The organism is Vibrio sp. R-1 (genome assembly GCF_035615595.1).
Lineage (GTDB): Bacteria > Pseudomonadota > Gammaproteobacteria > Enterobacterales > Vibrionaceae > Vibrio > Vibrio cholerae.
Genome location: NZ_WPDC01000016.1, coordinates 1 through 23,165, shown reverse-complemented (window position 1 = coordinate 23,165; position 23,165 = coordinate 1). Strand labels below are relative to the sequence as shown.

Annotated in this window: 19 protein-coding genes; 11 read left to right on the top strand and 8 right to left on the bottom strand. The window is 47.5% G+C overall.

Annotated features, from left to right (window positions below; translation table 11 throughout):
- The first annotated feature begins 70 nt into the window (after positions 1–70).
- Positions 71–1,159, top strand: coding sequence for a ketoacyl-ACP synthase III (locus tag GOU96_RS05670; RefSeq protein ID WP_000189731.1), 1,089 nt, complete (start codon positions 71–73; stop codon positions 1,157–1,159).
- A gap of 141 nt (positions 1,160–1,300) precedes the next feature.
- On the opposite strand, the gene glpC is transcribed toward GOU96_RS05670, so the two are convergent.
- The 3 genes from glpC to glpA are packed head-to-tail and all read right to left on the bottom strand — an operon-like array spanning position 1,301 to position 5,489.
- Entirely contained in the window at positions 1,301–2,542 is a 1,242-nt protein-coding gene (glpC, locus tag GOU96_RS05665; RefSeq protein WP_267782822.1) for an anaerobic glycerol-3-phosphate dehydrogenase subunit GlpC, read from the bottom strand.
- Positions 2,539–3,849, bottom strand: coding sequence for a glycerol-3-phosphate dehydrogenase subunit GlpB (glpB, locus tag GOU96_RS05660; protein WP_267782824.1), 1,311 nt, complete (start codon positions 3,847–3,849; stop codon positions 2,539–2,541). The genes glpC and glpB overlap by 4 nt, the downstream gene beginning before the upstream one ends.
- Entirely contained in the window at positions 3,846–5,489 is a 1,644-nt protein-coding gene (gene glpA / locus GOU96_RS05655; RefSeq protein ID WP_000128109.1) for an anaerobic glycerol-3-phosphate dehydrogenase subunit A, read from the bottom strand. Before glpA ends, glpB begins: the two co-directional genes overlap by 4 nt.
- Positions 5,490–6,143: 654 nt before the next feature.
- Between glpA and GOU96_RS05650 the strand changes: the two genes are divergently transcribed.
- Positions 6,144–6,998 carry an MIP/aquaporin family protein gene (locus tag GOU96_RS05650; protein ID WP_001076945.1) on the top strand — a complete coding sequence of 285 codons (855 nt, stop codon included), beginning with the start codon at positions 6,144–6,146 and terminating at the stop codon, positions 6,996–6,998.
- Positions 6,999–7,112: 114 nt separating this feature from the next.
- Entirely contained in the window at positions 7,113–8,630 is a 1,518-nt protein-coding gene (gene glpK / locus GOU96_RS05645) for a glycerol kinase GlpK (RefSeq protein ID WP_000139392.1), read from the top strand.
- A 79-nt stretch (positions 8,631–8,709) separates the two neighbouring features.
- On the opposite strand, the gene GOU96_RS05640 is transcribed toward glpK, so the two are convergent.
- Both GOU96_RS05640 and GOU96_RS05635 read right to left on the bottom strand, forming a co-directional pair.
- Entirely contained in the window at positions 8,710–8,961 is a 252-nt protein-coding gene (locus tag GOU96_RS05640; protein ID WP_001882582.1) for a YgjV family protein, read from the bottom strand.
- Between the two features lie 412 nt (positions 8,962–9,373).
- The gene (locus GOU96_RS05635; RefSeq protein ID WP_001089529.1) at positions 9,374–9,694 is read right to left on the bottom strand and encodes a DUF496 family protein; all 321 of its coding nucleotides are present in this window, start codon (positions 9,692–9,694) and stop codon (positions 9,374–9,376) included.
- Positions 9,695–9,881: 187 nt separating this feature from the next.
- Between GOU96_RS05635 and GOU96_RS05630 the strand changes: the two genes are divergently transcribed.
- From GOU96_RS05630 to luxQ, 6 genes are all read left to right on the top strand, one after another.
- The gene (locus tag GOU96_RS05630) at positions 9,882–10,079 is read left to right on the top strand and encodes a hypothetical protein (RefSeq protein WP_001246073.1); all 198 of its coding nucleotides are present in this window, start codon (positions 9,882–9,884) and stop codon (positions 10,077–10,079) included.
- Positions 10,080–10,120: 41 nt separating this feature from the next.
- Positions 10,121–10,771 (top strand): YceH family protein, encoded by a 651-nt coding sequence (locus GOU96_RS05625; RefSeq protein ID WP_033931999.1) that lies wholly within the window; start codon positions 10,121–10,123, stop codon positions 10,769–10,771.
- Entirely contained in the window at positions 10,771–11,076 is a 306-nt protein-coding gene (locus GOU96_RS05620; protein ID WP_033932000.1) for a GIY-YIG nuclease family protein, read from the top strand. Before GOU96_RS05625 ends, GOU96_RS05620 begins: the two co-directional genes overlap by 1 nt.
- A gap of 101 nt (positions 11,077–11,177) precedes the next feature.
- A complete protein-coding gene (gene traF, locus GOU96_RS05615) occupies positions 11,178–12,338 on the top strand; it encodes a conjugal transfer protein TraF (protein WP_057558274.1) in 1,161 nt (386 codons plus the stop codon).
- A 211-nt stretch (positions 12,339–12,549) separates the two neighbouring features.
- Entirely contained in the window at positions 12,550–13,644 is a 1,095-nt protein-coding gene (locus GOU96_RS05610; RefSeq protein WP_267782826.1) for an autoinducer 2-binding periplasmic protein LuxP, read from the top strand.
- Positions 13,645–13,661: 17 nt separating this feature from the next.
- The gene (gene luxQ / locus GOU96_RS05605; RefSeq protein ID WP_324701947.1) at positions 13,662–16,235 is read left to right on the top strand and encodes a quorum-sensing autoinducer 2 sensor kinase/phosphatase LuxQ; all 2,574 of its coding nucleotides are present in this window, start codon (positions 13,662–13,664) and stop codon (positions 16,233–16,235) included.
- Here luxQ and GOU96_RS05600 read toward each other — a convergent pair.
- Complete coding sequence (locus tag GOU96_RS05600; protein WP_000268201.1) at positions 16,227–16,892, bottom strand: PilZ domain-containing protein; 666 nt, start codon at positions 16,890–16,892, stop codon at positions 16,227–16,229. The two genes, luxQ and GOU96_RS05600, sit on opposite strands and share 9 nt — an antisense overlap.
- A 269-nt stretch (positions 16,893–17,161) precedes the next feature.
- On the opposite strand from GOU96_RS05600, the gene GOU96_RS05595 reads away from it, so the two are divergent.
- Positions 17,162–18,814 (top strand): ABC transporter ATP-binding protein, encoded by a 1,653-nt coding sequence (locus GOU96_RS05595; RefSeq protein WP_000926949.1) that lies wholly within the window; start codon positions 17,162–17,164, stop codon positions 18,812–18,814.
- Positions 18,807–20,495, top strand: coding sequence for an ABC transporter ATP-binding protein (locus tag GOU96_RS05590; protein ID WP_267781726.1), 1,689 nt, complete (start codon positions 18,807–18,809; stop codon positions 20,493–20,495). The genes GOU96_RS05595 and GOU96_RS05590 overlap by 8 nt, the downstream gene beginning before the upstream one ends.
- A gap of 142 nt (positions 20,496–20,637) precedes the next feature.
- Here the strand turns inward: GOU96_RS05590 and betA are convergent, their stop codons facing one another.
- Positions 20,638–22,353 (bottom strand): choline dehydrogenase, encoded by a 1,716-nt coding sequence (betA, locus tag GOU96_RS05585; RefSeq protein ID WP_267781728.1) that lies wholly within the window; start codon positions 22,351–22,353, stop codon positions 20,638–20,640.
- A gap of 33 nt (positions 22,354–22,386) precedes the next feature.
- Positions 22,387–23,165, bottom strand: a 779-nt coding sequence (locus GOU96_RS05580) for an aldehyde dehydrogenase family protein (RefSeq protein WP_324701946.1), incomplete at its 5' end; no start/stop codon positions are given.

Here is a 23,165-nt window from a genome sequence, read left to right as displayed (position 1 = left end):
GGCGACGGGCGTTGCTCAATATCTTGGGGCGCTCCGCCAAATTACAATAAGCAGCATAGACGGAATTTTTATGACTCAATGTTATGCCGAAATCACCGGGTGGGGTAAATGTCTGCCACCTGCGACGCTCTCCAATCACGATTTGAGCACCTTTCTTGATACTTCCGATGAGTGGATTCAATCACGTACTGGGATTGAACAGCGTCGGATCAGCCACGTGAATACTTCCGATCTCGCCACCGTTGCCGCTCAGCATGCCATTGCCTGTGCGGGCGTAAGCGTTGAAGAGATAGACCTGATTATTGTGGCAACCTGTTCACCGGATTCGTTAATTCCCAATATTGCTTCAAAAGTGCAGCAAAATTTAGGCATTCCTTCTGCTGCCGCCTTTGATCTCAACGCCGCCTGTACTGGTTTCCTCTATGGTTTAGAAACCGCGACACGCTTGATGCAAGCGAGCCATTATCGTCATGCTTTGGTGATTGGTGCTGAGCGCCTCTCTTTCTATCTGGACTGGACGAAGCGTGACACTGCTGTGCTGTTTGGAGATGGCGCAGGTGCTGTGGTATTGAGCAAGACCGAACAGAAAGTGGGCTTGCAAGATGCGCAAATTGGTTGTGATGCCCAAGGGCGAGATATTTTAGCGGTACCTAAGTTTGGAACCGCGATGGATCGTTTTGATGCAGACAATGGTTACTGGGCATTTGATTTCGTGGGTAAAGAGATCTTTAAACGTGCGGTGCGTGGCATGGGGGCTGCGGCGCAGCAAGTGCTGGCACGTAGCGGTTTATCGACCGAAGAAATTGATGTGGTGATCCCGCATCAAGCCAATATCCGCATTATTCAAACCCTGTGTGATTTGGCGGGCATCGCGCAAGACAAAGCCTTTGTCAATATTCATCGCTACGGTAATACCTCCGCGGCTACGGTGCCGATTGCCCTGTGCGAAGCGTTAGAGCAAGGCAAAATCAAACCTCATGATGATCTGTTGGTCGCCGCTTTTGGCGCAGGGCTAACGTGGGGAGCGGGTCATATTCGCTGGGGTGAGCGGGTAACGCCTCTGGGTAAAAGCGATGCGCAATTGCCTGCTTGTGATCACACCGCGTTAGATCTGTTGAGCAAGGCTATTGAGCACTGCAAGCGTCATCAATCAGAATGATTTTCTGAATGTTGGAATAAGAATAGGGCAAGTTTTACTTGCCCTATTTACTGTCATCCCTAAACCACGGCTTTCAGCAGTGGTGATTGTTTAATATTTCCGTCCAGCTTTTGGCTTCAAGTAGGAAGTGGCTATTCACGCTCAAGCACGAGGCTCATCGATTAGCGCCATCGCCAGTAAACTCACCGGATGAATGGTTTCCAAATGCGCGTTTTCTTCGATTTGCCACTTACAGGTTTCACAATCGGTCACCGCATAATCGGCATCAGAGGTTTGAATCGCATCAAACAGATGCGAACCAATTTTCTTCGATACCTCGTAGTTCTCTTCTTTAAAACCATAGGTTCCGGCTAGGCCACAACACTCACTGTCGAGCACCACCAGCTCCAAGCCGGGGATCATTTTTAGCAGCTCAATCGTAAACATCACATTACCACTGCGCTCTAAATGGCAAGGCGTGTGGTAAACCACTTTTTTGTGGACGGGTTTCATCTTCGGCGCGTTACCGCTCATAAACTCTTTGAGCAGAAAACGCGTCACATAATGAATTTGATCCACCACTTGGCTGTTATCTACGCCTAGCACATGCGGGTATTCTTGCTGCAAGGTAAACGAGCAGGTGGAAGAGGTGGAAAGCACCGGCGCATGGTAATCATTGACCATAGCCGTAAGGTGTTTGACGTTGTGCAGCGCGTTTTTACGCGCTTTGTTGTGAAAACCATTGGCGATCAAAGGTACTCCGCAACACTTTTCGCTATCGAGCAAACGCACACCAATGTTCATCGCGTTCATCACTCGCACAAAGTCTTTGCCCAGTGGCGGATGGTTATAGTTAACGTAGCAACCATGGAAATAAGCTACTTGTCTTTGGTAGAGCGGCTGGCTGGTACAGTTCTGTTTAAACCAGCGGCGGAAGGTGCCGTGCGAATATTTGGGCAAGGTTTTATGGTCATGCACGCCAATGGTTTTGTGCATCAGCTTTTTCACCAATGGCAACGAGGTTGCGGCGTTGACGAGTGGCGCAAACGGCGTGGCGATCGAGCCAAATAAGTCGGTGTGGCTGAGCACAAAGTCGCGCACCAATTTAGGGTTAAGCGGTTTTTTGCCGTATTTGCCACGCGCCACGGCGATCATATCGCCAATTTTGACGCCTGAAGGGCAGGCGGTTTCACAGCGTTTACAGTTGGTACACAGCTTGAGCGCGTCATCATAGTATTCGGCACTTTTAATCCGTAAACGCTCACCATCTGGGCCACACTGTTTGGGGCCGGGATAGTTTGGGTTGGCTTTGGCAACGGGGCAATACACGGTACACACCGTGCATTTGATGCATTGATCAAAGGTGGTATTTTGCGGTGCAGAATGAATAAAGGCATGGTTCATAGCAGCACCTCCGGTTGTTTGGTTTGCGCATAAGTCGCAAGGATCTGTTCCACGGCATGATAAGCGGTTGCAATCGCTACGCCTCCACCGCAGCCTTCAAACACGGGGTCGTACCCACTGAGCATTGCGCCGCAACACCAAAGATTGTCAATGGTTTTGCCTTGGCGTGACGGATGGAGATTGGCATCGGTAGTGACACCGAAAGTCATAAACGGGTGTGATTGTGCGGCGATAAATTGGGCATGTCGCCACTGAGCGCGGTCAGGGTTTTGCTGGACGTCCAGCGCAAAGATCGGCTCTTGAATCGCATGTTGTGAGGCTTGTAATCCTTGGCTGAAGTAACTGCCAGTCGCCATCACATAGTGCTCAGCACCGATCGGGAAATCGCGCAGATTTTGAGTATGAATAGCGGTGAGGCGAGAGCCTGCAAAATCGCCACCAATCACTTTGTCTCCCTTGAGTTGCACGCCGCCACCTTGGATGAAACTACGATGCAGCGCTTCTTCAATGCGGATCCCGAGCAGTGATGGGGGCATGGTTGGCACTTCATGAAAGCGCAGTTGGGTTACCTGTTGGAGTTTGGTCATCAAATGCAAACCATCACCGTTGCCCATGATGGCAGGCATGATCACCAGATCATCTGGACGCGCAACGCGCATCAGTTGGTCGCACAATGCATTCCACGCCGATTCTTGGCGCAGCAAACGGGCAATATCAATCGAGCGCAGCTCGTTAGGATTACGTCTGAACCCTTCAAAGCCGGGGATAGAAACATTCACCGTGAGCATCGGCGTGTTAGCAAACTCAGGGCGCTGAGCGAGGTTATCGCGCAGCATCGCAGGTTGAAAATCGCGATAGCCGTCAATCGCAACAATCATAATGCGTGAAAAATCGGCATTACCACGATAAGGGTAAACAAAAGGCTGTGACAGCCAAGTATTTTTTAGGGTACCAAGTGGGGTAATGCGCCAGTGGTTGGCCCCATCGGGTTCGTGATGCAAAGGGACGTGTGCACTGTCTAAAGTACGTTTGAACCACATCAAACCTTTTTCGCTGTTTTTGCGTCCGACTTTGCTGTAAGGGTGCTCTGGTGCTTGCTGTTGTAAAGCTGAAAGTGCGTCAAACGGCTGATTCACTACGCTGCCATCCGGCAAACGGCCAAGCACATCAATCGAGCCGGAAGAAAAATGCAGCGCACTTTGCCCTTGGTTGATTAACACCACTTTTTTTCCGGCTTGCAGGGCGCGCAGGGCGGCGCTGTATCCGGCAATTCCGCCACCGATGACGGCCACATCATAATGCATCATTGTTGTTTCTCCGTGGCTGAGTCGAAGGAAGGTAAATCGCTTGCACCGAGCAAGCCTTCGTAAATCCAGTAGCTAAATTCTGCTTCGCGTAGCGCATCGCCCCAGAAAATCGGTTTGATGCCTTTCCAGCGCTCTTCCAGAAAATCGACCAATAAGTGGCTCGATTGGCAACCCGAAACTTGTCCGTATTCACTAAACAGACTGGCTGCGCGATAGCTGCATAGCTCGCCCTGACAAGGCCCCATACCCAAACGAGTACGGCGTCGTAGGTCGACCAAATTATTCACATCCAACTGCTTGATCGCGTACTCAATTTCACCGGCGGTGACCATTTCGCACTCGCAGATCACCGCTTGGCTTTTCGCATCATCGGCTAAAAAGCTCGCGGCACGTTCACCGTGGCGATAAATGGCGGATTCATAAACCGGTTTGGCGATACTGGCGGTCTTTTTGAGCGTTTTTGGTGCTTGCTGAGAGCCTGGTAAAGGGCGCAGATGCGTTTGGCAGCTTTGAGTATTGCCAAGTTTCTTGGCGACCAGATCGGTGGCCCACTCGGCCATCAAACGGTAAGTCATGAGTTTGCCACCGGTAATGGTGGTGAAGCCTTTCAAGCCGTCACGCTGCTCGTGATCCAGCAAAACAATGCCACGACTGATATTGCGGCCACTGCCATCGTCATCCACTGCAACCAGTGGGCGAACGCCCGCATAAGCGCGCAATACGCGAGTGTTGGCCATAATGGGGGCAAGTTTGGCGCCCTCGGCGAGCAAAATATCCACTTCTCGTTCAGTGACATGCAGATTATCGATCTGGTCATAATCAATGTGCTCGGAAGTGGTACCAATCAGCGAAATGGTATCGCCGGGAACCAAAATGTCCGCATCGGATGGCTTGCGGCAGCGGTTGATCACCAGATTATTAATGCGGTAATCCAAGATCAGCAGCGAGCCTTTGGCGGGGAACATCTTGATGTTGAGGTCCGCGTATTCGCAGATGTTTTGTCCCCAAATACCTGCCGCATTAATCACTTGCTGGGCGAAAATATCAAACTTAGCGCCACTGCCTAAATGCTGGCAACGCACGCCAAGCACGGTATCTCCCTCACGGATCAACTGGGTCACAATAGTGCGGTTAAACATTCGCGCGCCATGTTCTTTGGCATCCAGCACATTGGCCGCACACAGGCGAAAAGGGTCGAGCGTACCGTCAGGCACTTTCACCGCGCCAATCAAAGCAGGGTTGACATTCGGCTCAAGTAACAAGGCTTCTTTAGGTGTTAAGCGCTGCGTTTCAATCCCTGCATCACTGCAGGCGTGAATAAACGACTCCTGAAAGCCTAAATCATCTTCTGGCAGAGTGATAAACAAACCATCGGTGGCTTCAACGCAGTGGCGCGCGATGGATTTCAGAATTTTGTTCTCTTGGATACACTCGCGTGCCGACTCAGAGTCAGTGACCGCGTAACGAGCGCCGGAGTGCAGCAAACCATGATTGCGACCTGTGGTGCCCGCGGCAATGTCATCTTTTTCAACCAGAATACAGCGCAATCCGCGCAATGCGCAGTCGCGCAAGATTCCGGTTCCTGTTGCGCCGCCGCCAATGATGACCACGTCGGTTTCCATTCTTTGATAAGCCGTCATGAGCTCAACCTTATGCAATCAAAACACATACGGTTAGTGTGCCATTATTTTCATTTCATGTTCGTTGTTTTGCTCACAAAAGCGCGAACGAGCATTAAATAGCGGATAGAAGTGGATGGAACCTTTCAGTGGCGTAATTTTATGCGATTCACTTATTGATGATTAACACTGTTTGTAACATGTATGACACATTTAATGTTCGTTTGAGTGAATATGTTCGTGACTTAATAAGGGAATATCTGTCGATTTTTTAGCGCGATCGTGCGTTAAATCTGGCTTGCACTCATGATTTAGTGATTGCTAAACCAAAAGATTAGCCATTTTCAGACATCGGAGAAGAGAGAGAAAAAAGATGCGTTGTTTAACAAAAAACGAATTTGTTAATAACAAAATTGTGCTCGAACACTCATTAATTGCGGTCGTTTGTTTTCGAGGTGATATTTTTGTGCCAGATTCACCGCGAACAGTGAGATTGTTCATCCAATAACGGCTATGTCATGATGCGATTAGAGCCGACGGGTGTAGGCGGCGACCACAATATAAACCGAAAAATAGTGAGACTGCAGATATTTATGCTGACTTTCTAAGTATAACGGGTGTGGATTGCTGTTCGATACGGCTCTGGTAGCAAGATAATAAAAAGGACTCTGAACTATGAACCAAACAAAGCAACATACTCTGCTCGGGCAGTGTATCGCCGAGTTTATCGGTACAGGATTACTGATTTTCTTCGGCGTCGGCTGCGTGGCCGCACTCGTTTTAGCAGGTGCTCAATTCGGACAGTGGGAAATCAGCATTGTCTGGGGTTTTGGCGTATCGATTGCCATTTATTGTACGGCTGGGGTTTCTGGCGCGCACATTAACCCTGCCGTCACTATCGCTCTGGCCGCTTTCCACGGCTTTGATAAAGCGAAAGTGTTACCTTACATCGTTTCGCAAGTGGCTGGTGCGTTTTGTGCGGCGGCATTGGTCTACAGCTTGTACAGCAACCTTTTTACCGACTACGAAATCGCCCACAATTTTGTACGCAGCAGCCAAGAAGCCTTAGCGACAGCGGGGATCTTCTCAACTTATCCGCATGCTTCACTCTCTTTTATGGGAGCCATGGCCGTTGAGTTCACCATTACAGCGGTACTGATGTTCGCGATTTTGGCGTTGGGTGATGAAAACAATGGCGCGCATCGCAATGCGATGAACCCCTTGCTAATCGGTATTTTGATTGCGGTGATTGGTGGCTCATTAGGTCCATTGACAGGCTTTGCCATGAATCCTGCGCGTGATTTCGGTCCTAAACTGTTTGCCTACTTCGCGGGATGGGATTACGCCCTAACTGGCGCAAAAGAGATCCCTTACTTCATCGTACCGATTGTGGCTCCGATTCTGGGCGCATGTTTTGGCGCGTGGGCATATCCAAAGTTTATCGCGGCTTATCTGCCAAAAACGGGGACGGGTTGCACTATTCCGAACCAATGTGACACGGCAGAAGAGAGTGAAGAAGCGCGCGCATAGCAGCGGGTTAAACTTAACAAAAGTATATTCAATAACAATAGAGACTACTCCAGCGATTCGGTGTGATCGCCATGCTGGGGTAAAGCAAGAACGTGAAACCATAAGGAATAGAACATGACTGAGCAAAAATACGTCGTCGCTCTCGATCAAGGTACTACCAGCTCTCGTGCCGTGGTGTTAGACCATGATGCGAACATCGTGAGCGTTTCTCAGCGTGAGTTTACCCAAATCTACCCGCAAGCCGGGTGGGTGGAACACGATCCAATGGAAATCTACGCTACGCAAAGCTCAACATTGGTTGAAGCGCTGGGCAAAGCGGGTATTCGCAGTGATGAAGTTGCCGCTATCGGTATTACCAACCAACGTGAAACCACGGTAGTGTGGAATAAAGAGACGGGTAAGCCTGTCTACAACGCGATTGTTTGGCAATGTCGCCGTACTGCTGCCATTTGTGAAGAGCTGAAAGCGCGCGGTTTAGAAAGTTACATTCGCGACAATACTGGTTTGGTGCTCGACCCTTACTTCTCAGGTACCAAAATTAAATGGATTCTGGACAATGTCGAAGGCGCACGCGAGCAAGCTGAAGCAGGACAACTGCTGTTTGGTACGGTTGATACATGGCTAGTGTGGAAAATGACTCAAGGCCGTGTGCATGTGACCGATTACACCAACGCATCCCGTACTATGCTGTTCAACATCAACACCTTGCAGTGGGATGAAAAGATCCTCGCCGAATTTAATATCCCGCTCTCCATGATGCCGGAAGTGAAAAAATCGTCTGAAGTGTACGGTCAAACCAACATTGGTGGTAAAGGCGGTACGCGTATTCCAATCGCGGGGATTGCCGGTGACCAACAAGCGGCGCTGTACGGCCAAATGTGTGTACAAGCGGGACAAGCGAAAAACACCTACGGTACGGGCTGCTTCTTGCTGATGAACACAGGACAGGAAAAAGTGACCTCGCACAACGGCTTGCTGACCACGCTAGCGTGTGGCCCACGCGGTGAACCGGCTTATGCACTGGAAGGGGCGGTGTTTATGGGCGGTGCATCCATTCAATGGCTGCGTGATGAGCTGAAACTGATTTCCGATGCTCGCGACTCAGAGTACTTCGCCACCAAAGTGGATACCTCAAATGGTGTGTATGTGGTGCCAGCCTTTACGGGTTTAGGCGCTCCCTACTGGGATGCGTATGCGCGTGGGACAATTGTCGGCTTAACCCGTGGTGTGAATTCAAACCACATTATTCGCGCAACGCTGGAAAGTATCGCTTACCAAACGCGTGATGTGTTGGATGCGATGCAAGCCGATTCTGGTATCAAGCTTTCTGCGCTGCGTGTCGATGGTGGTGCGGTCGCCAACAACTTCCTGATGCAGTTCCAAGCGGATGTATTGGATACCGAAGTGCATCGTCCGAAAGTCACAGAAGTCACCGCATTAGGCGCAGCTTACCTCGCCGGTCTTGCTGTTGGTTTCTGGGATGGCTTAGAAGAGCTGCAAGGCAAAGCGGAAATCGATCGCAGCTTTAAACCACACCATGATGAAGAGAAGCGTCAACGCCGTTATAAAGGTTGGAAGCGTGCGGTGAAATGTGCCCAAGCGTGGGCAGTACTGCACAACGAAGAAGAGTAATTTTTCTCTCTCCATAAAATTTTTCTTTCTTCATAACAATAATGCCCGGGTAAACCGGGCATTATTGTTTCAGGGAAAACTAAGCCGCGCTCGAAGACGCGTCAGGCTTTTTTTCCTGTTGCATTTTCACCAAGAAGTAGACGTTGACGCAGGCAATAAAACCGTTAGTCACGACGACAGGCCAAGCATCAATCATCAAACCGTATGCAGTAAACAGTGCACAACCAATAAAATTCAGTACACGCAGTCTGACGATGTCTTTCATTGTCAATGATACCGCCACCATGATCGATGCCGCGTATCCTAAAATTTCAACCATACTCATATCCATTATTTGACCCTCGTTAATAGTGTGGACAGTGTCAGTGTCGTGCCAATCTTCTCATCGTGAGAGTAGTGAGGAAGCTCCATGCCTCGAATGGTTTCTTGGTGAATTTGCCATGGGTTGAGTATGGCTAAACCATCAAGAAAAGAGGCCGCTCTATCGCTATTTTAGTCAAACCTGCGATTTTCAGGGCACTCTGTTGATTCACTAATGACACTATAGCAATGGAAAATATGTGACGAAAGGCTCGGAATTTTGTTCGGTGAAGGTTAGCGATTACGCAAACGTTTAATGTCGATCACGTTCAGTTTTTGCAAGGCAGACATTGATAGAAACGTTAACGCTTTTACCTTAATTCGAATGAGATAAACGGATTGGCGCGCTAAAGAAAACCCACCTTGCGGTGGGTCTGGAATCATTAGGCTTTTTTGCCTTGAGTCATCTGCTTATCGTGCTCAGTTAAGTCTTTGATACGACGGCTGATATCACGGCGCTCTTTAGAAATTTCCGCGCTCTTGATGATGTGGTCATCGACACGATCTTCGTAGTCAGACTTCATGTTTTTGATGATGCCGAGAATCTCTTCGTGGCTCATGTTTGGCTTGATGTAGTCAAGCAGGTTTACCAGCAGTTCAACACGCTTACGGTTATCACGCACTTTTTTCTCGTTATCATCGAGTTCGCGTTGAAGTTTATTTTTGCGACGAGCCAAGCTCACAATTTCAAATACGCTGTTCATAGGTTCCTTTTCCTACTTTTAATGCAACTGCGAAGATTAAAACACAACAATTCTTTTCATAACAGACTTAAGATCAATATGCGGCTTATCTTGACCAATAAATCGCCATTCAAAGCGCGAGCCAATTGTACATCAGAAATAATGCGCTATATCATGTGCGCCATTCATGAAGACATGATGAGCAACCATGCGTAATTCTGAAATTTTGGTCCCCACACCGCCGCTGCAAACTGAGCTTGATGCTGTCGCAATCAAACTGCGAGAGGCTTACATGAAAGAGCGTCAGCAGCTTGAGTTGACCGAAATTGAATTAAACCGCGCCAGAATCATTATGATTGATGAGAATGGCAAAATGATTCGGTTACCTCTGTTAACTGAGCATTAAATACCGACTGCGGGTTCGCCCGCCAGCAGAAGGACAGCACGATGAATATTCAACTCTCCCCACTCGAAGCCCGTGTAATTGGCTGTTTAATTGAAAAAGAAGTCACCACGCCCGATCACTATCCACTGACACTCAATAGCTTAACCACCGCCTGTAACCAAAAAAGCAATCGCGAACCGGTACTCAACTTGAGTGAAGCGGAAGTGCAAGACACGGTGGAAGGGTTAATCGCTCGTCGCCTTGTAAGCGATGAAAGCAGCTTTAATAGCCGTACCAGCAAATACCAACACCGCTTCTGTAATACAGAGTTTGGCGATCTCAAACTCAATCAACAAGAACTCGGACTCATCTGCTGCTTATTGCTGCGCGGTGCGCAAACCCCCGGAGAGCTGCGCACGCGAACCAATCGACTCTGTACATTTACCGATGTGAAAGAGACTGAAGCGGTACTTGAGCTCTTAGCGAATCGTGACTCAGGTGCGCTGGTGGTGAAATTGCCACGCGAACCGGGTAAGCGTGAGTCCCGCTACCATCATCTGTTTTGCGGTGAAGTGGATATGGCGGCTTTTGCCACGAGCTCAGACAATGAAGCGAACGCCTCTTCTCAATACGCTGAGCTAGAACAAGAAGTGGCAGCACTGCGTGAAGAAGTGGCCGAGTTGCGCGCACTGATTGAACGACATTTAGGCTAATGGAAACCTTGGCTGAGTTGCCTTCACCTTGGTTTGTTTATTTGGTGCGTTGTGCAAATAACGCACTCTATTGTGGCATCACTACCGATGTATCGCGCCGCTTTGCCCAACATCAAAAGGGCAGGGGTGCGAAAGCGCTGCGTGGCAAAGGCCCACTAGAACTGGTGTGGTCATTGCCCGTTGCTGATGGCAAAAGTGCGGCATTGAAGCTCGAATACCGAATTAAAGCGCTCTCCAAATCCCAGAAAGAAGCGTTGGTGGCGGGGATGGCGCGAATTGATCAACGGGAGATTATTTTTCAGTGAACGTGCCCAATTAGTGAGCCATGTCACCCTATTTTCTGGGAAAAAATCATTCATGTATTAACCTTGTGTATGGGATAACCCAAAATGAGGTTGGTAACGGAATGAATATTCAAACAAAAAGTACTTTAGCAGTGGTCATGGCAATAGCCTTCTCTTCTTCGGCATTGGCTTCTAATTTGTTGATGGATGCTCGCGGTGCCGGTATGGGTAATACGGGCGTTTCTACGGCGGATTATCTGCTGGCTCCCTACTACAACCCAGCGCTGACGGCGGTGTATCGTAAAAATGACTCATTCGGTATTTTGCTGCCCAGCATTGGGCTGCGAGCGGAAGACAAGGATGAATCACTCAAAACGATAGATGATTTGCAAGATTCCATTGAACAGTTTGAGCGCGCAGGAGTCGGCGCGGCAACGCAAGAAAACGTAGATCAGCTCAATCGTTATCTCGATCAATTGGCGGATGATAAACCCTTAGCTGTCACAGCAGGGATTGGTATTGCAGTCGCCCTACCTCTCGATGCAGTCTCCCTCAACTTTTTCTCCCGTGGCTATGCAGAAGTGATTGCCAAAGCCAATGTGGCCGAGAAATCTGGCAACAGTGCCAATGAGGTGAAAACTCGCTATGAAAGTTCCGATGTCGATTTAACTGCGTTTGGTTATACCGAAGTGGGCTTGGCAGTAGGCAAACAAGTGGTACTCGGTGGGCAGACGGTTGCGCTGGGCGTAACGCCGAAAGTGCAGCAACTGCGAACTTATCAAGATAATGCGTCGGTCAAATCTTTCGACCTTGATGACTACGATAAAAGCGAAGTGAAGGATAACGCCTTCAACTTAGATATGGGCGCAGTGTGGCTTATTGATCAGTATCGTGTCGGTATCGTCGCCAAAGATCTGTTTGCGAAGGATATTCAAACCCAGAACCGAAACAACACTTACAAGCTAGATACCCAAATAGCGGTGTCAGGCAGTTATGTGAGTGATTTCTTTATCGCCGCGGTGGATCTTGATCTCACCAAACAGCGCCGCTTCAACGGTGACAACGACGATACCCAGTTTATGCGTTTCGGGGTGGAAGGGAATGTATGGGGTTGGGCGCAGCTCAGAGCCGGTTATGAAGTGGACTTACAAAACTCGTTGGATAACTCGGTTTCTGTCGGTCTTGGTGTCAGTCCGTGGGATGTCGTCAGCTTTGATCTGGCAGGCTCTTACGCTGGCGATAACCAATTCGGGCTTTCGGCGAATCTTGCTTTTACTTTCTAAGACAAACTTGCTGAATAAGTGAGCAGTTGCAGGTGTGAGAAACTATTTTTCCCACACCTGCACTATGAATTACCTCAATCATGCTTAATAATCAGTGACAACGATTTCCCGATCTGGGCAAAAGAGTTCTTCTTGATTCAATGAGATGGTGGCGTTTGCCAGCGAATATCATTCAAATTGAACATTAGGAAGAAAAGCTCATGAGGAAGCTATGAAAAGAAAGCTAATATCCCCGCTGTTTCTGATGGCAGCGCTCTTCAGCTCAACTGGTCAAGCCGATTCATTAAAAGGCTATTGGCATTATGATGAATTTCTTGCTGAGTTCCCTGAACAGCGGCCAATTTCCGAGCTTTTTGCTCAAACAGTTCGTGATAAACCGAGTGCGTTGACGGTGGCGCAAAAACAACCCGTTATTATTTCAGTGGTCTATCCCGGACAGCAAATTTCCGACTATTGGGTTCGCAATATCAAAGCGTTTGAAAAGCGAATGGACGCTTTAGGGATTCGCTATCAAATCAATCAGGTGTTTACTCGCCCAAATCTTGATACTCGCCAGCAGAGTGTTTCCTTGATGGAAGCGCTGAAAAATAAGAGCGATTATCTGATTTTTACCTTAGATACCACCCGTCACCGCAAATTCATTGAGCATGTGCTGCACTCCTCCGAAACGAAACTGATTTTGCAAAACATCACGACGCCAGTCAAAGATTGGCAAGGCAAGCAGCCCATGATGTACATCGGTTTTGATCATGAGTACGGCGCGCAATTATTGGCGCAATATTACCAAGTACATGCCCCGAAAAAGCCGTACTCAGTACTTTATTTTTCCGAGGGGTATATCAGTGAAGCGCGGGGAGACACCTTCATTCAAGATATGAACGAGGCGCACCATTTTCCGTTGGCTTCTTCCTATTACACCAAGGCAACCGAGCAAAGTGGCTATAAAGCGACCCTAAACATCGTCAAGAATAATCCAGAAATTGGCTTTATTTACGCCTGTGCGACGGACGTGGCTTTGGGAGCTGCGCAGGCACTGAAAGAGCTGAATCGACAAGATATTCTCGTCAATGGTTGGGGAGGCGGCTCAGCAGAGCTTGAAGCGCTTGCCAAAGGAGAATTGGATGTCACAGTGATGCGTATGAATGACGATACGGGTGTGGCGATGGCTGAAGCGATTAAATGGGATTTGGAAGGGAAAGCCGTACCTTTGGTCTATTCAGGCGATTTTGAAGTGGTCACCAAACAAGATTCAGCAGCGCGTATTGCAGAACTGAAAGCTCGGGCTTTCCGTTATTCGGATCGTTAGGGCAGAGGATTACGTGTTTGAACATTCGACCTAGCCAAATCAAGCATAAACAGCGCATCGCTTCATTTATCACCCATGCTGTGGTGGTGGTGATGGGCGTTCTGATCGTCAGTGTATTATTCCAAAGTTACCAGATCAGTAGCCGCTTGATGGCTCAAGAAGGGCAACGCACCTCAGTTCAAACCTCCAGCTTGATTCAAAGTTTGTTTGATTTTCGTCTTGCGGCACTGCGAATTCACCAAGACAGCACAGCCAAAAATATCAGTTTAATCAATGCACTTGTCAGCCGAGATTCGAGTCGGTTGGATGCGTTTTTTTCCAGTGTCGATGAACTTGAACTCTCTAATGCACCGGATCTGCGGTTTATTTCCAGTCACGACAACATCCTTTGGGATGATGGCAGCGCCTCCTTTTACGGCATTGCCCAACAAGAGCTGAAGAAGCTTATCCGTAAAGTGGCGATCAGTGGCAATTGGCATTTGGTTCAAACGTCTGGCGATGGTAAACCCGTGCATTTGTTAATGCGCCGATCATCACTGATTGAAACAGGAACTGGGCAGGTGGTTGGGTACCTGTATGTAGGCATCGTACTCAATGATAACTTTGCGCTGTTGGAAAATATCCGCAGTGGCAGTAACTCAGAAAACCTAGTTCTGACCGTAGACACCACACCGCTGGTCTCCACTTTGAAAGGCAATGAACCTTATTCGCTGGACTATGTGGTGCACAGTGGAAAAGATGTCATGAGGGACAGCTTTATTGTTGGCCAAACCTTCTTAGAAGTAGAAAATGTACCGACCTATCTGTGCGTCTACTCGATTCAGACCAACCAAAATGTGCTCACCCTGCGGGATAATTTCTATTTTTGGATGGCGTTTGCGCTGCTCAGTATGATTGGTGTTTCCATAGCATCACGCTGGTGGTTACAAAAACGTATTCAGCGAGAAATCGAAACCCTAATGAATTACACCCATAAATTGATGGAGCTGGACACCAAGATCCAGTTTGCTGGTTCTAAAATTTATGAGTTCGACTATTTTGGGCGAACGTTGGAGCAATCATTCCGTCGTCTCGCCAATAAAGAAAAGCAGTTTGAAGATCTGTTTAACTTTGCGCTCTCACCGACCATGCTTTGGAATACCTCTGGTCGGCTGATCCGCATGAATCCCTCAGCGCAAATCCAGTTTTTGCGCGAAGATGCGCAAAACCATTTCTTATTTGAGATTCTTGAACGCCAACTGTTGCCGACCATCATTAATGCGGCACAGGGCAATAATCCGAGTGACGTCACAACCGAAGTAGATGGTCGTGTGTACCGCTGGAACCTTTCGCCGATCATGGTGGAAGGGCAGATCATTTCCATCATTACTCAAGGGCAAGATATCACCACCATCGCGGAAGCGGAGAAACAAAGCCAAGCCGCAAGGCGCGAAGCGGAAGAGTCGGCACGGGTCAGAGCCGAGTTTTTGGCCAAAATGAGTCACGAATTGCGCACGCCGCTCAATGGTGTGCTCGGCGTTTCCCAACTGCTAAAACGGACCCCACTCAATGACGAACAGCGCGAACACGTGGCTGTGTTATGCAGCAGTGGTGAACATTTGCTCGCGGTGTTGAATGACATCTTGGATTTCTCACGCTTAGAGCAGGGCAAATTCCGTATTCAAAAGAATGAGTTTCGCCTTAAAGAGTTGGTGTGCGCGATTGACCGCATTTATCGACCTTTATGTCATGAAAAAGGTTTGGAACTGGTGGTGAATTCCAATATCACCACCGCAGCGATTGTGCGCAGCGATCAGATCCGGATTAACCAAATCTTGTTCAATTTGCTCAATAACGCGATCAAGTTTACTCACCAAGGTTCGATACGTGTCGAATTACAATTAATTGAAGGCGATCCGTTAGCTCAGTTGGTGATTCAAGTCGTCGATACGGGGATTGGTATACGCGAACAAGATTTAACGGTGATTTTTGAACCCTTCATGCAGGCTGAATCGACCACCACTCGAGAGTACGGCGGAAGTGGTTTAGGCTTAACGATTGTGCACAGTTTAGTGGAAATGCTCAGTGGTCAACTGCACGTCAGCTCCGAGTATGGTATCGGTACACGTTTTGAAATTCAGTTACCGATTGAGCTGGTAGAAAGACCGGATGCTCCGCAGCAGTTGTTACCGGCTCCTGATCCTCAACCGTTATTTGATAAGACTCTGCGTGTACTGCTGGTGGAGGATAACCACACCAACGCCTTTATTGCTCAAGCATTCTGTCGTAAGTATGGCTTAGATGTGAGCTGGGTAACCGATGGACTACAGGCGATTGAAGAGCTCAAAATACATGACTACGACTTAGTGCTGATGGATAACCAGTTACCCTATCTGGATGGCGTTGAGACCACGCGCACCATCAAAAAAGTACTGCACCTTCCGGTGGTGGTGTATGCCTGTACTGCGGATGGCTTAGAAGAAACACGGCAAGCATTTTTCCATGCGGGCGCGGAATATGTATTAGTGAAGCCGCTGAAAGAGCAGACTTTGCATAAAGCGCTGGAGCATTTCAAATATCATCATGGCCAAAAAAACGCTGGCTTAAATTGAGCCAGCGAGAAAAGCGTGTTCAAGAACCTGTTTTTTTAGCGTTTCCGTCAAAGTGATCGGTTGTTCAAACTGAATGCCGATCAAATGCCCATTCGATTTACGCCGAATATTGACGATATGGCTTTTGAGCCGCTTCGGCAGAAAGGGGTCGAGTTCACTATTAATCCGCACTTTAGAGCCCATATGGAGCTCATTTTCACCACCAATAAACACCCCGCAACCTGAAATGGAAAAGTCGACTAACGTGCCCGCATAGTTTTTGTTGTCTTCACTCACTTCAGCCGGGATCGCCACTTTATAACGTTCATGGCTACGAATCGCTTTGGTCGCAAAATGTTTAGGTGGGCGAATAAACAAAACACAGAAAGGTTTAGTGCTGGGCTGCAAAATGGAACTTTGAAACGCCAAAATATGCCCCAATTCAGTGTCGCACATACCGCGTAAGACGATCGGGACATTCTTGAGTTTACGCATCACCAAGGCTTGATGCGCCTTGAGCGGCAGATCCAGCACAATATATTGCTCAATTTTGTGGCCAATCAGGGTGGTGTGGAACGCATAAGTATCTTCAGGGCCAAAATGAATTTCAGCCGATACCTTCATCCCCGGTTTTAAAAGCAACGCCAGTTTATTCAGATCTTCAGAACCGACAGCCATGCAAAAAACTCTTAACTTGTTTTTATTATTGACAAAGTTATACACCGTAACGCGGGGTATTGACTACTTGGATAGAAAGATTCTTGCACTAAGTTGACGAAAACCGCCCCTAGCAGGATTTAGTATTTAAGTGATTTGACTATGGTTTAGCGCAAAAATGAAAAGCCTAGGTGGAGTATCGGATTATCTATGTGCGCTGTTTTTATGTCCGATTGCGTTAGCAGTATTAAGAAATTGTCACGAGAATAACCTCCATTTATGGAGTTTTTATGTTGCTCTCAGACAACATGAGCCGAATGGCGGCACTGAAGAGTATGTTGCTAAGTGAGCGAAACCGCGTTGCGTTATCGGTAATTAGTGCCATTTTGTGTAGCGTGTTTGAGCTTATATTTTGGGTTTATCTCTACTTAGTGGTCTCGGCGATCTACCATGGGCAAACTGTGGCGGTTTACTTACTGTTGATGTGTATGGCAGTCATTATGCGCTATGCCCTTTATGGATTAGCTGTGTGGCAGGCTCATTTGGCGGCTTACCATATTATTCAGAAAGTAAGGCAGCACTTAGTACTTGCACTTGCCAAGATGAGAATCGACAAATTGCGCAGTTTGAGTCGGGGCGATATCGAAAAGCGCATCACCGATGAATGTCAGAGTCTTGAGCCACTGATTGCGCACCATGGTACGGATATTATCAATGGTTTGCTAATGCCCATTTTTATGGTGGGATTGTTGTTCTCTATTGATTGGCGACTTGCGCTGATTGCGTTAATACCATTGCCTTTGGCGATGGGCGCACAAATTTGGATGATGCGCGGGTTTGCGGAAAGACAGCAAAAATACAACCAAATCGTTGCGCATTTACATCAAGCACAAATGGAGTTTCTACGTACCATCGGGGTAATGAAGCTATTCGCGGTTGATGCGGATTCCTATCTTGAGCTCAGTCGAACTTTACAAACTCACCATAAGATGGTGACAAGATACACCCAAATTATGATTGGCGCTTGGGTAACCTTTGTCACGCTGGCTCAAATTTCGCTGATCTTGATTTTGCCTGTCGCCATCCTGTTTACCAATGCAGGTCAATTAACTCTGATTGATCTGGTCATGGTCGTGTGCGTATGCGTCGGATTACTTAAGCCTTGGTTAGATTTGACACAAGTGTTTGCACAAATTCAGCAATCTTTGATTGCGATAGACCGAATCCTCCCATTATGCGCAGAGACAGAGTCTCATGCTCTTCATCCTTCATGTTTAACGCTTCTTGAATGCCGTGATCTTGTCGTGAAGCGTGATCTTCACCACACGATCCTGCAGCAGGTGAATTTAAGAGTGTATCCCGGACAACGAATAACCATTGAGGGAGAATCTGGGGTTGGGAAAAGTACTCTAATTGCCTCTTTACGTGGTGAATTAATGCCTACGTCTGGTGCTTGGTACATCAATGACCAACCAATAACTGACATTAACGATGAGAGCCGTAGCGATTATTTAGCCTCGGTTGATCAACATGTCGTCTTTTTTTCCGGATCCTTACGTGACAACTTATGTTTAACCAAACGTCATGTTGAAGAATATGAAGTTTGGCAGTTACTCACAGGCTTTGGGCTTGCACAATTAGTTCAGCGTTTACCTGAGCAGCTGGATTGCCAGATTGGAGAAGCTTGCCGTTCATTCAGTGGGGGTGAAATGCAGCGTTTAGCGATCATCCGAGCGGCGGTAACAAAAGCACCGATCTTAATTTTGGATGAGGCGACAGCGCATTTGGATATTTTTACTGAGCAGAATGTTTTTGAAACATTGCGACTTTATGCCCCAGAGCAGATTCAACTAATAATCAGCCATCGAGCCAACCAAATTAAGCAGGTTGATCGTCGTTTGGTATTACAAAATGGTCAATTGCGGGAGCTGAATGATGAATAGTTTACAGCGATTAATTCAACACAGTGGCGCAAAGACACAACATTTTTGGTTCGGTTTACTGGGGAAAGTGGTGACTGAACTGATTGGGCTACTGATTTGGCTACTGCTCTTTCGTTTTCTACTCTCTTTCGAGTCACTATCCTTCACCGTTATGTTATTGATAGCGCTGTCGTTGGTTTTAGCACAGTGGATAGTAGGGCAGAGCACTAAGCTCAGTTTTCTTGGTGCCTATCAAATTACTCATCAATTACGTCAGCAGTTATTAAATGATATCCGACTTCAACCTTTGGCTGCTTTACGAGGTAAGCGCTTGGGTGAAAAAGTGAAATTACTCACCTCTGATCTCAAGCAGTTTGAAGATATCTTCAGTCATTTATTGACGGAGTTTGTCGCAACTTGGGTGGCACCGATGGTGATGATCGCTGTGCTTGCTATCATTCAGCCTTGGTTAGCCATAACTCTAGTACTGATTTTTGGGTTAGCCTTTAGTGTATTAGTCCGAGTAGAAGGCCGATTTAGCCATCAAGCTGATCATACTCACCAGTCCAATGTGCAAAGCAGTAGCTTGTTACTCGAGTATCTGGACTGTTTACCTATGCTGCGCAGTTTTGGACAGAGTAAGCGATTGGCAGAACCACTCTGTCAGCAGATTGAAGAGCAAAAAGATCAAGGATTAGGATTAGAGTGGCTCGGCGGAAGTGGTGTGTTGCTGGCAACGCTGATTTTAGAGCTTGGCCTTGTGACCAATTTAGCTTTAGCAGCCTGGTTGGTGGAGATCGATTGGCTCAATCGATCGCAGTTTTTAGTGGTCGTAGTTGCAACTGTTGTTGCTATTCGGCCATTAACGCGGATGACTGTTTATGCGGCCTTACTCCGATACATGTTAAAAGCCGCATCTCGTTTGTATAAGTTTTCCCAGAATCCGCAGCAAATTACCCAAGGCGTAAAACCAAATGCTTTTGATTTATCACTCAAAGATATTCATCTTTGCTTAGATGGTCAGCCGGTACTCAATGGGATTAACCTTGAGGTAGCTGCGGGTGAACATATTGCTCTAGTCGGAAAAAGTGGCTCAGGGAAAAGCAGCTTACTCGATGTGTTGGCTGTATTTCACATACCAACACAGGGCCGCTTAACTATGGGTGGAAAAACCCTGGATGAGATAGGCACAGAGCAGTGGTATCGCCATATCGCCTATGTAACACAAGAGGTTCAGCTGCTAGGTGGGAGCTTACGCGATAATTTATTACTTGCTAGGCCTGAAGCGAGTGAACAAGTTTTATTGGAAGTTATACAAGCCGCAGGGTTGAACGATTTGGTGGCTAAGCTGCCGCACGGGCTAGATTCGCTGATCGGTGAAAATGGTAACCAAATTTCTGGCGGAGAACGACAGCGTTTGTCGATTGCCAGAGCGCTTTTACATGATGCGCCTATTTTACTACTTGATGAGTTTACCTCAGCACTGGATAGCCAAACTCAAGCCCAAGTATTGCAAGCGATCAAGACTTTTAGCCAAGGGAAAACAGTGATTTCTGTGGCGCATCGCCTAGAGACCATCGAGCAAGCGGATAAGATTTATGAGATGGAAGCAGGACAATTACGCAGAGTTGGGCAGAATCAATATTTGGCTAGGATACAACAAGGAAATCAACATGATTACAAACACAGCCAAATAGCCTAATGGTTAAGGTTAATGGTTGTTAAATTGAGCCGAGGACAGTGAGAGCCTATCTTTGGCTCTCACCAAACGCTAGTTTGCGACTGTACAAATGGGTTGATGACTCGCCGCCTATCTGTGATTTCAAGTCGCGAGGGATGATGAGTTAGGCCATTATCGCCGAGGAGAAATCAACCACAGCACGAACAGGCTCGGTTCTAGTTGGGACTCCATTCGCTTGGTAGTAGGCTGCTGTACTGCGTGGTAATGGGGTGCGCCCACGAATTTTATCAGCTATTTTTTCGGCCATCATAATAGTGGTAGCATTCAGATTTCCAGTGATAATAATGGGCATTATTGAAGCATCTACCACGCGCAGTTTTTGAACTCCATGGACCCTTCCTTCTCCATCGACGACAGACATATCATCTTCGCCCATTTTACAGGAGCATGAAGGATGAAAGGCGGTTTCAGCATGTTGGCGAATAAATGCATCCAACTCAGCATCACTCTGCTTATTGAGCCCAGGGCTCAATTCTCGGCCTCGGTAGGGGTCAAGAGCTGGTTGATGGATGATCTCGCGAGTAATACGAATGGCATCACGAAATTCCTGCCAATCTTGTTCTGTCGACATATAGTTAAACAAGATACTGGGATGCTTGCGGGGATCCCGAGAGAGTAATTCTACTCGGCCACGGCTTGGAGAGCGCATTGATCCGACATGCGCTTGGAAACCATGTTCTTGAACAGCGTTACTGCCATTATAATTGATGGCCACCGGTAAAAAATGAAACTGGATATTGGGCCATGCAAATGAATCCCTAGTACGAATAAATCCCCCTGCTTCAAAGTGGTTGCTGGCACCAATTCCGGTTCCATTCAATAACCATTCTGCTCCAATTTTGGGTTGATTCCACCACTGCAGCGAAGGATAGAGGGAAATGGGTTGTTTACATGAATATTGCAGGTACATTTCTAAATGATCTTGTAGATTTTGACCAACACCGGGTAAATCATGCACGAGAGGAATATTTAGATTTTTGAGTAAAGCGGCTGGACCTACACCTGAGCGCTGTAACAATTGGGGCGAAGCAATAGCGCCAGAACAAACTAAGACTTCACGTTTAGCTCGAGCCTCAAGACCATTCGGGTTATTTCTAACTAAATAGCGGATACCTGTGGCTTGTGTGCCACTGAATAAGATTTTGTCAGCTAAAGCATGTGTGACGATCGTTAAATTAGGGCGATGCTTAGCTTGGTCGAGATAGCCTCTCGCTGTACTAGAACGACGACCTTGCGGTGTAACTGAGCGGTCCATGGGGCCAAAACCTTCTTGCTGATAACCATTCAAATCATCAGTGATAGGAAACCCGGCTTGAGAGCCTGCCATGACCATCGCTTGGAAAAGAAGATTATTATTGGCTTTGGGAGTAGTGACGTGAACAGGTCCCTGATCGCCATGATAGTCATTAGCTCCGATATCACGGCATTCAGCTTTACGAAAGTATGGTAGGCAGTCAAGATAGCTCCAATCGGCTAGGCCTTTAAGTTTAGCCCAACCATCAAAATCCATCGCATTACCACGTATGTAACACATACCATTGATAAGTGATGAACCACCAAGCCCTTTACCTCGACCACACTCCATTCTTCGATAATTCATATGTGGTTCTGGATCGGTTAAATAGGCCCAGTTGTAGCGTCTTCCCTGTAATGGGTACGCTAATGCTGCTGGCATTTGGGTGCGAAAATCAAGGCGGTAGTCTGGTCCACCAGCTTCCAGTAGTAGCACACTAACGTCACTCTCCTCGGTTAGGCGTGTCGCTAACACGTTACCAGCAGAGCCAGCGCCAATAATAATGTAATCGTATTCCTTAGACATGTGATCTCCTTATATAGAGGGATAGGCGCTGAGTTAGAAAATAGAGTTAAAGTTATCCAGCTCAACTTGTATTGATTTAATTCGGGTATAATGCGCAAGTGTACTCAGACCATTTTCCCTACCGATGCCGGATTGCTTATAGCCGCCTACTGGCATTTGAGCAGGAGATTCACCCCAAGTGTTTATCCAGCAAATACCCGCTTCAAGTTGATGAATTATTCGATGGGCACGAGCTAAATCCTGTGTGACCACTCCTGCTGCCAAACCGTAGAGCGTTTTGTTGGCTCGCTGGATAACTTCTTGTTCATTCTGATAAGTCAAAATGCTCATAACAGGACCGAAGATTTCTTCTTGCACAATCTTCATGTCATCATGGCAATCAGTAAATACGGTAGGGGCAATGTAAGCGCCTTGACGGAATTCTCCTTCGGTAACTCGATAGCCACCGGTTAACAAGCGAGCATTCTGCTCTTGACCGGATTTAATGTATTCAAGTACTCGCTCAAGGTGAGTAAAGCTAACTAATGGGCCAAAATTGGTCTGTATGTCTTGGGGGTTACCTAAGCGAATACGTGCTATCCGTTCAACGATTTTTTCCTCAAATTGAGCTTGTAAATGGTAAGGGATAAACACTCGCGTACCGTTGGTACAGACCTGTCCTGAACTGAAGAAATTCGCCATCATGGCAATGTCAGCGGCCCGATCAAGGTCTGCATCATCGCAGATGATCAGCGGCGATTTTCCTCCTAGTTCCATCGTGACGTCCTTCAGCGAGGAGCTGCAAGCCGTAGCCATCACCTTCTTCCCTGTCG

Excerpts from the sequence above, each read along its gene's own strand:
- GOU96_RS05630 (WP_001246073.1), top strand. The coding sequence starts at position 9,882 with ATGCGTAATTCTGAAATTTTGGTCCCCACACCGCCGCTGCAAACTGAG.
- glpA (WP_000128109.1), bottom strand. The coding sequence starts at position 5,489 with ATGACGGCTTATCAAAGAATGGAAACCGACGTGGTCATCATTGGCGGC.
- glpC (WP_267782822.1), bottom strand. The coding sequence starts at position 2,542 with ATGAACCATGCCTTTATTCATTCTGCACCGCAAAATACCACCTTTGAT.
- GOU96_RS05620 (WP_033932000.1), top strand. The coding sequence starts at position 10,771 with ATGGAAACCTTGGCTGAGTTGCCTTCACCTTGGTTTGTTTATTTGGTG.
- GOU96_RS05595 (WP_000926949.1), top strand. The coding sequence starts at position 17,162 with ATGTTGCTCTCAGACAACATGAGCCGAATGGCGGCACTGAAGAGTATG.
- betA (WP_267781728.1), bottom strand. The coding sequence starts at position 22,353 with ATGTCTAAGGAATACGATTACATTATTATTGGCGCTGGCTCTGCTGGT.
- GOU96_RS05650 (WP_001076945.1), top strand. The coding sequence starts at position 6,144 with ATGAACCAAACAAAGCAACATACTCTGCTCGGGCAGTGTATCGCCGAG.
- glpB (WP_267782824.1), bottom strand. The coding sequence starts at position 3,849 with ATGATGCATTATGATGTGGCCGTCATCGGTGGCGGAATTGCCGGATAC.
- GOU96_RS05625 (WP_033931999.1), top strand. The coding sequence starts at position 10,121 with ATGAATATTCAACTCTCCCCACTCGAAGCCCGTGTAATTGGCTGTTTA.
- GOU96_RS05610 (WP_267782826.1), top strand. The coding sequence starts at position 12,550 with ATGAAAAGAAAGCTAATATCCCCGCTGTTTCTGATGGCAGCGCTCTTC.
- GOU96_RS05670 (WP_000189731.1), top strand. The coding sequence starts at position 71 with ATGACTCAATGTTATGCCGAAATCACCGGGTGGGGTAAATGTCTGCCA.
- GOU96_RS05635 (WP_001089529.1), bottom strand. The coding sequence starts at position 9,694 with ATGAACAGCGTATTTGAAATTGTGAGCTTGGCTCGTCGCAAAAATAAA.
- glpK (WP_000139392.1), top strand. The coding sequence starts at position 7,113 with ATGACTGAGCAAAAATACGTCGTCGCTCTCGATCAAGGTACTACCAGC.
- GOU96_RS05590 (WP_267781726.1), top strand. The coding sequence starts at position 18,807 with ATGAATAGTTTACAGCGATTAATTCAACACAGTGGCGCAAAGACACAA.
- traF (WP_057558274.1), top strand. The coding sequence starts at position 11,178 with ATGAATATTCAAACAAAAAGTACTTTAGCAGTGGTCATGGCAATAGCC.
- GOU96_RS05600 (WP_000268201.1), bottom strand. The coding sequence starts at position 16,892 with ATGGCTGTCGGTTCTGAAGATCTGAATAAACTGGCGTTGCTTTTAAAA.
- GOU96_RS05640 (WP_001882582.1), bottom strand. The coding sequence starts at position 8,961 with ATGGATATGAGTATGGTTGAAATTTTAGGATACGCGGCATCGATCATG.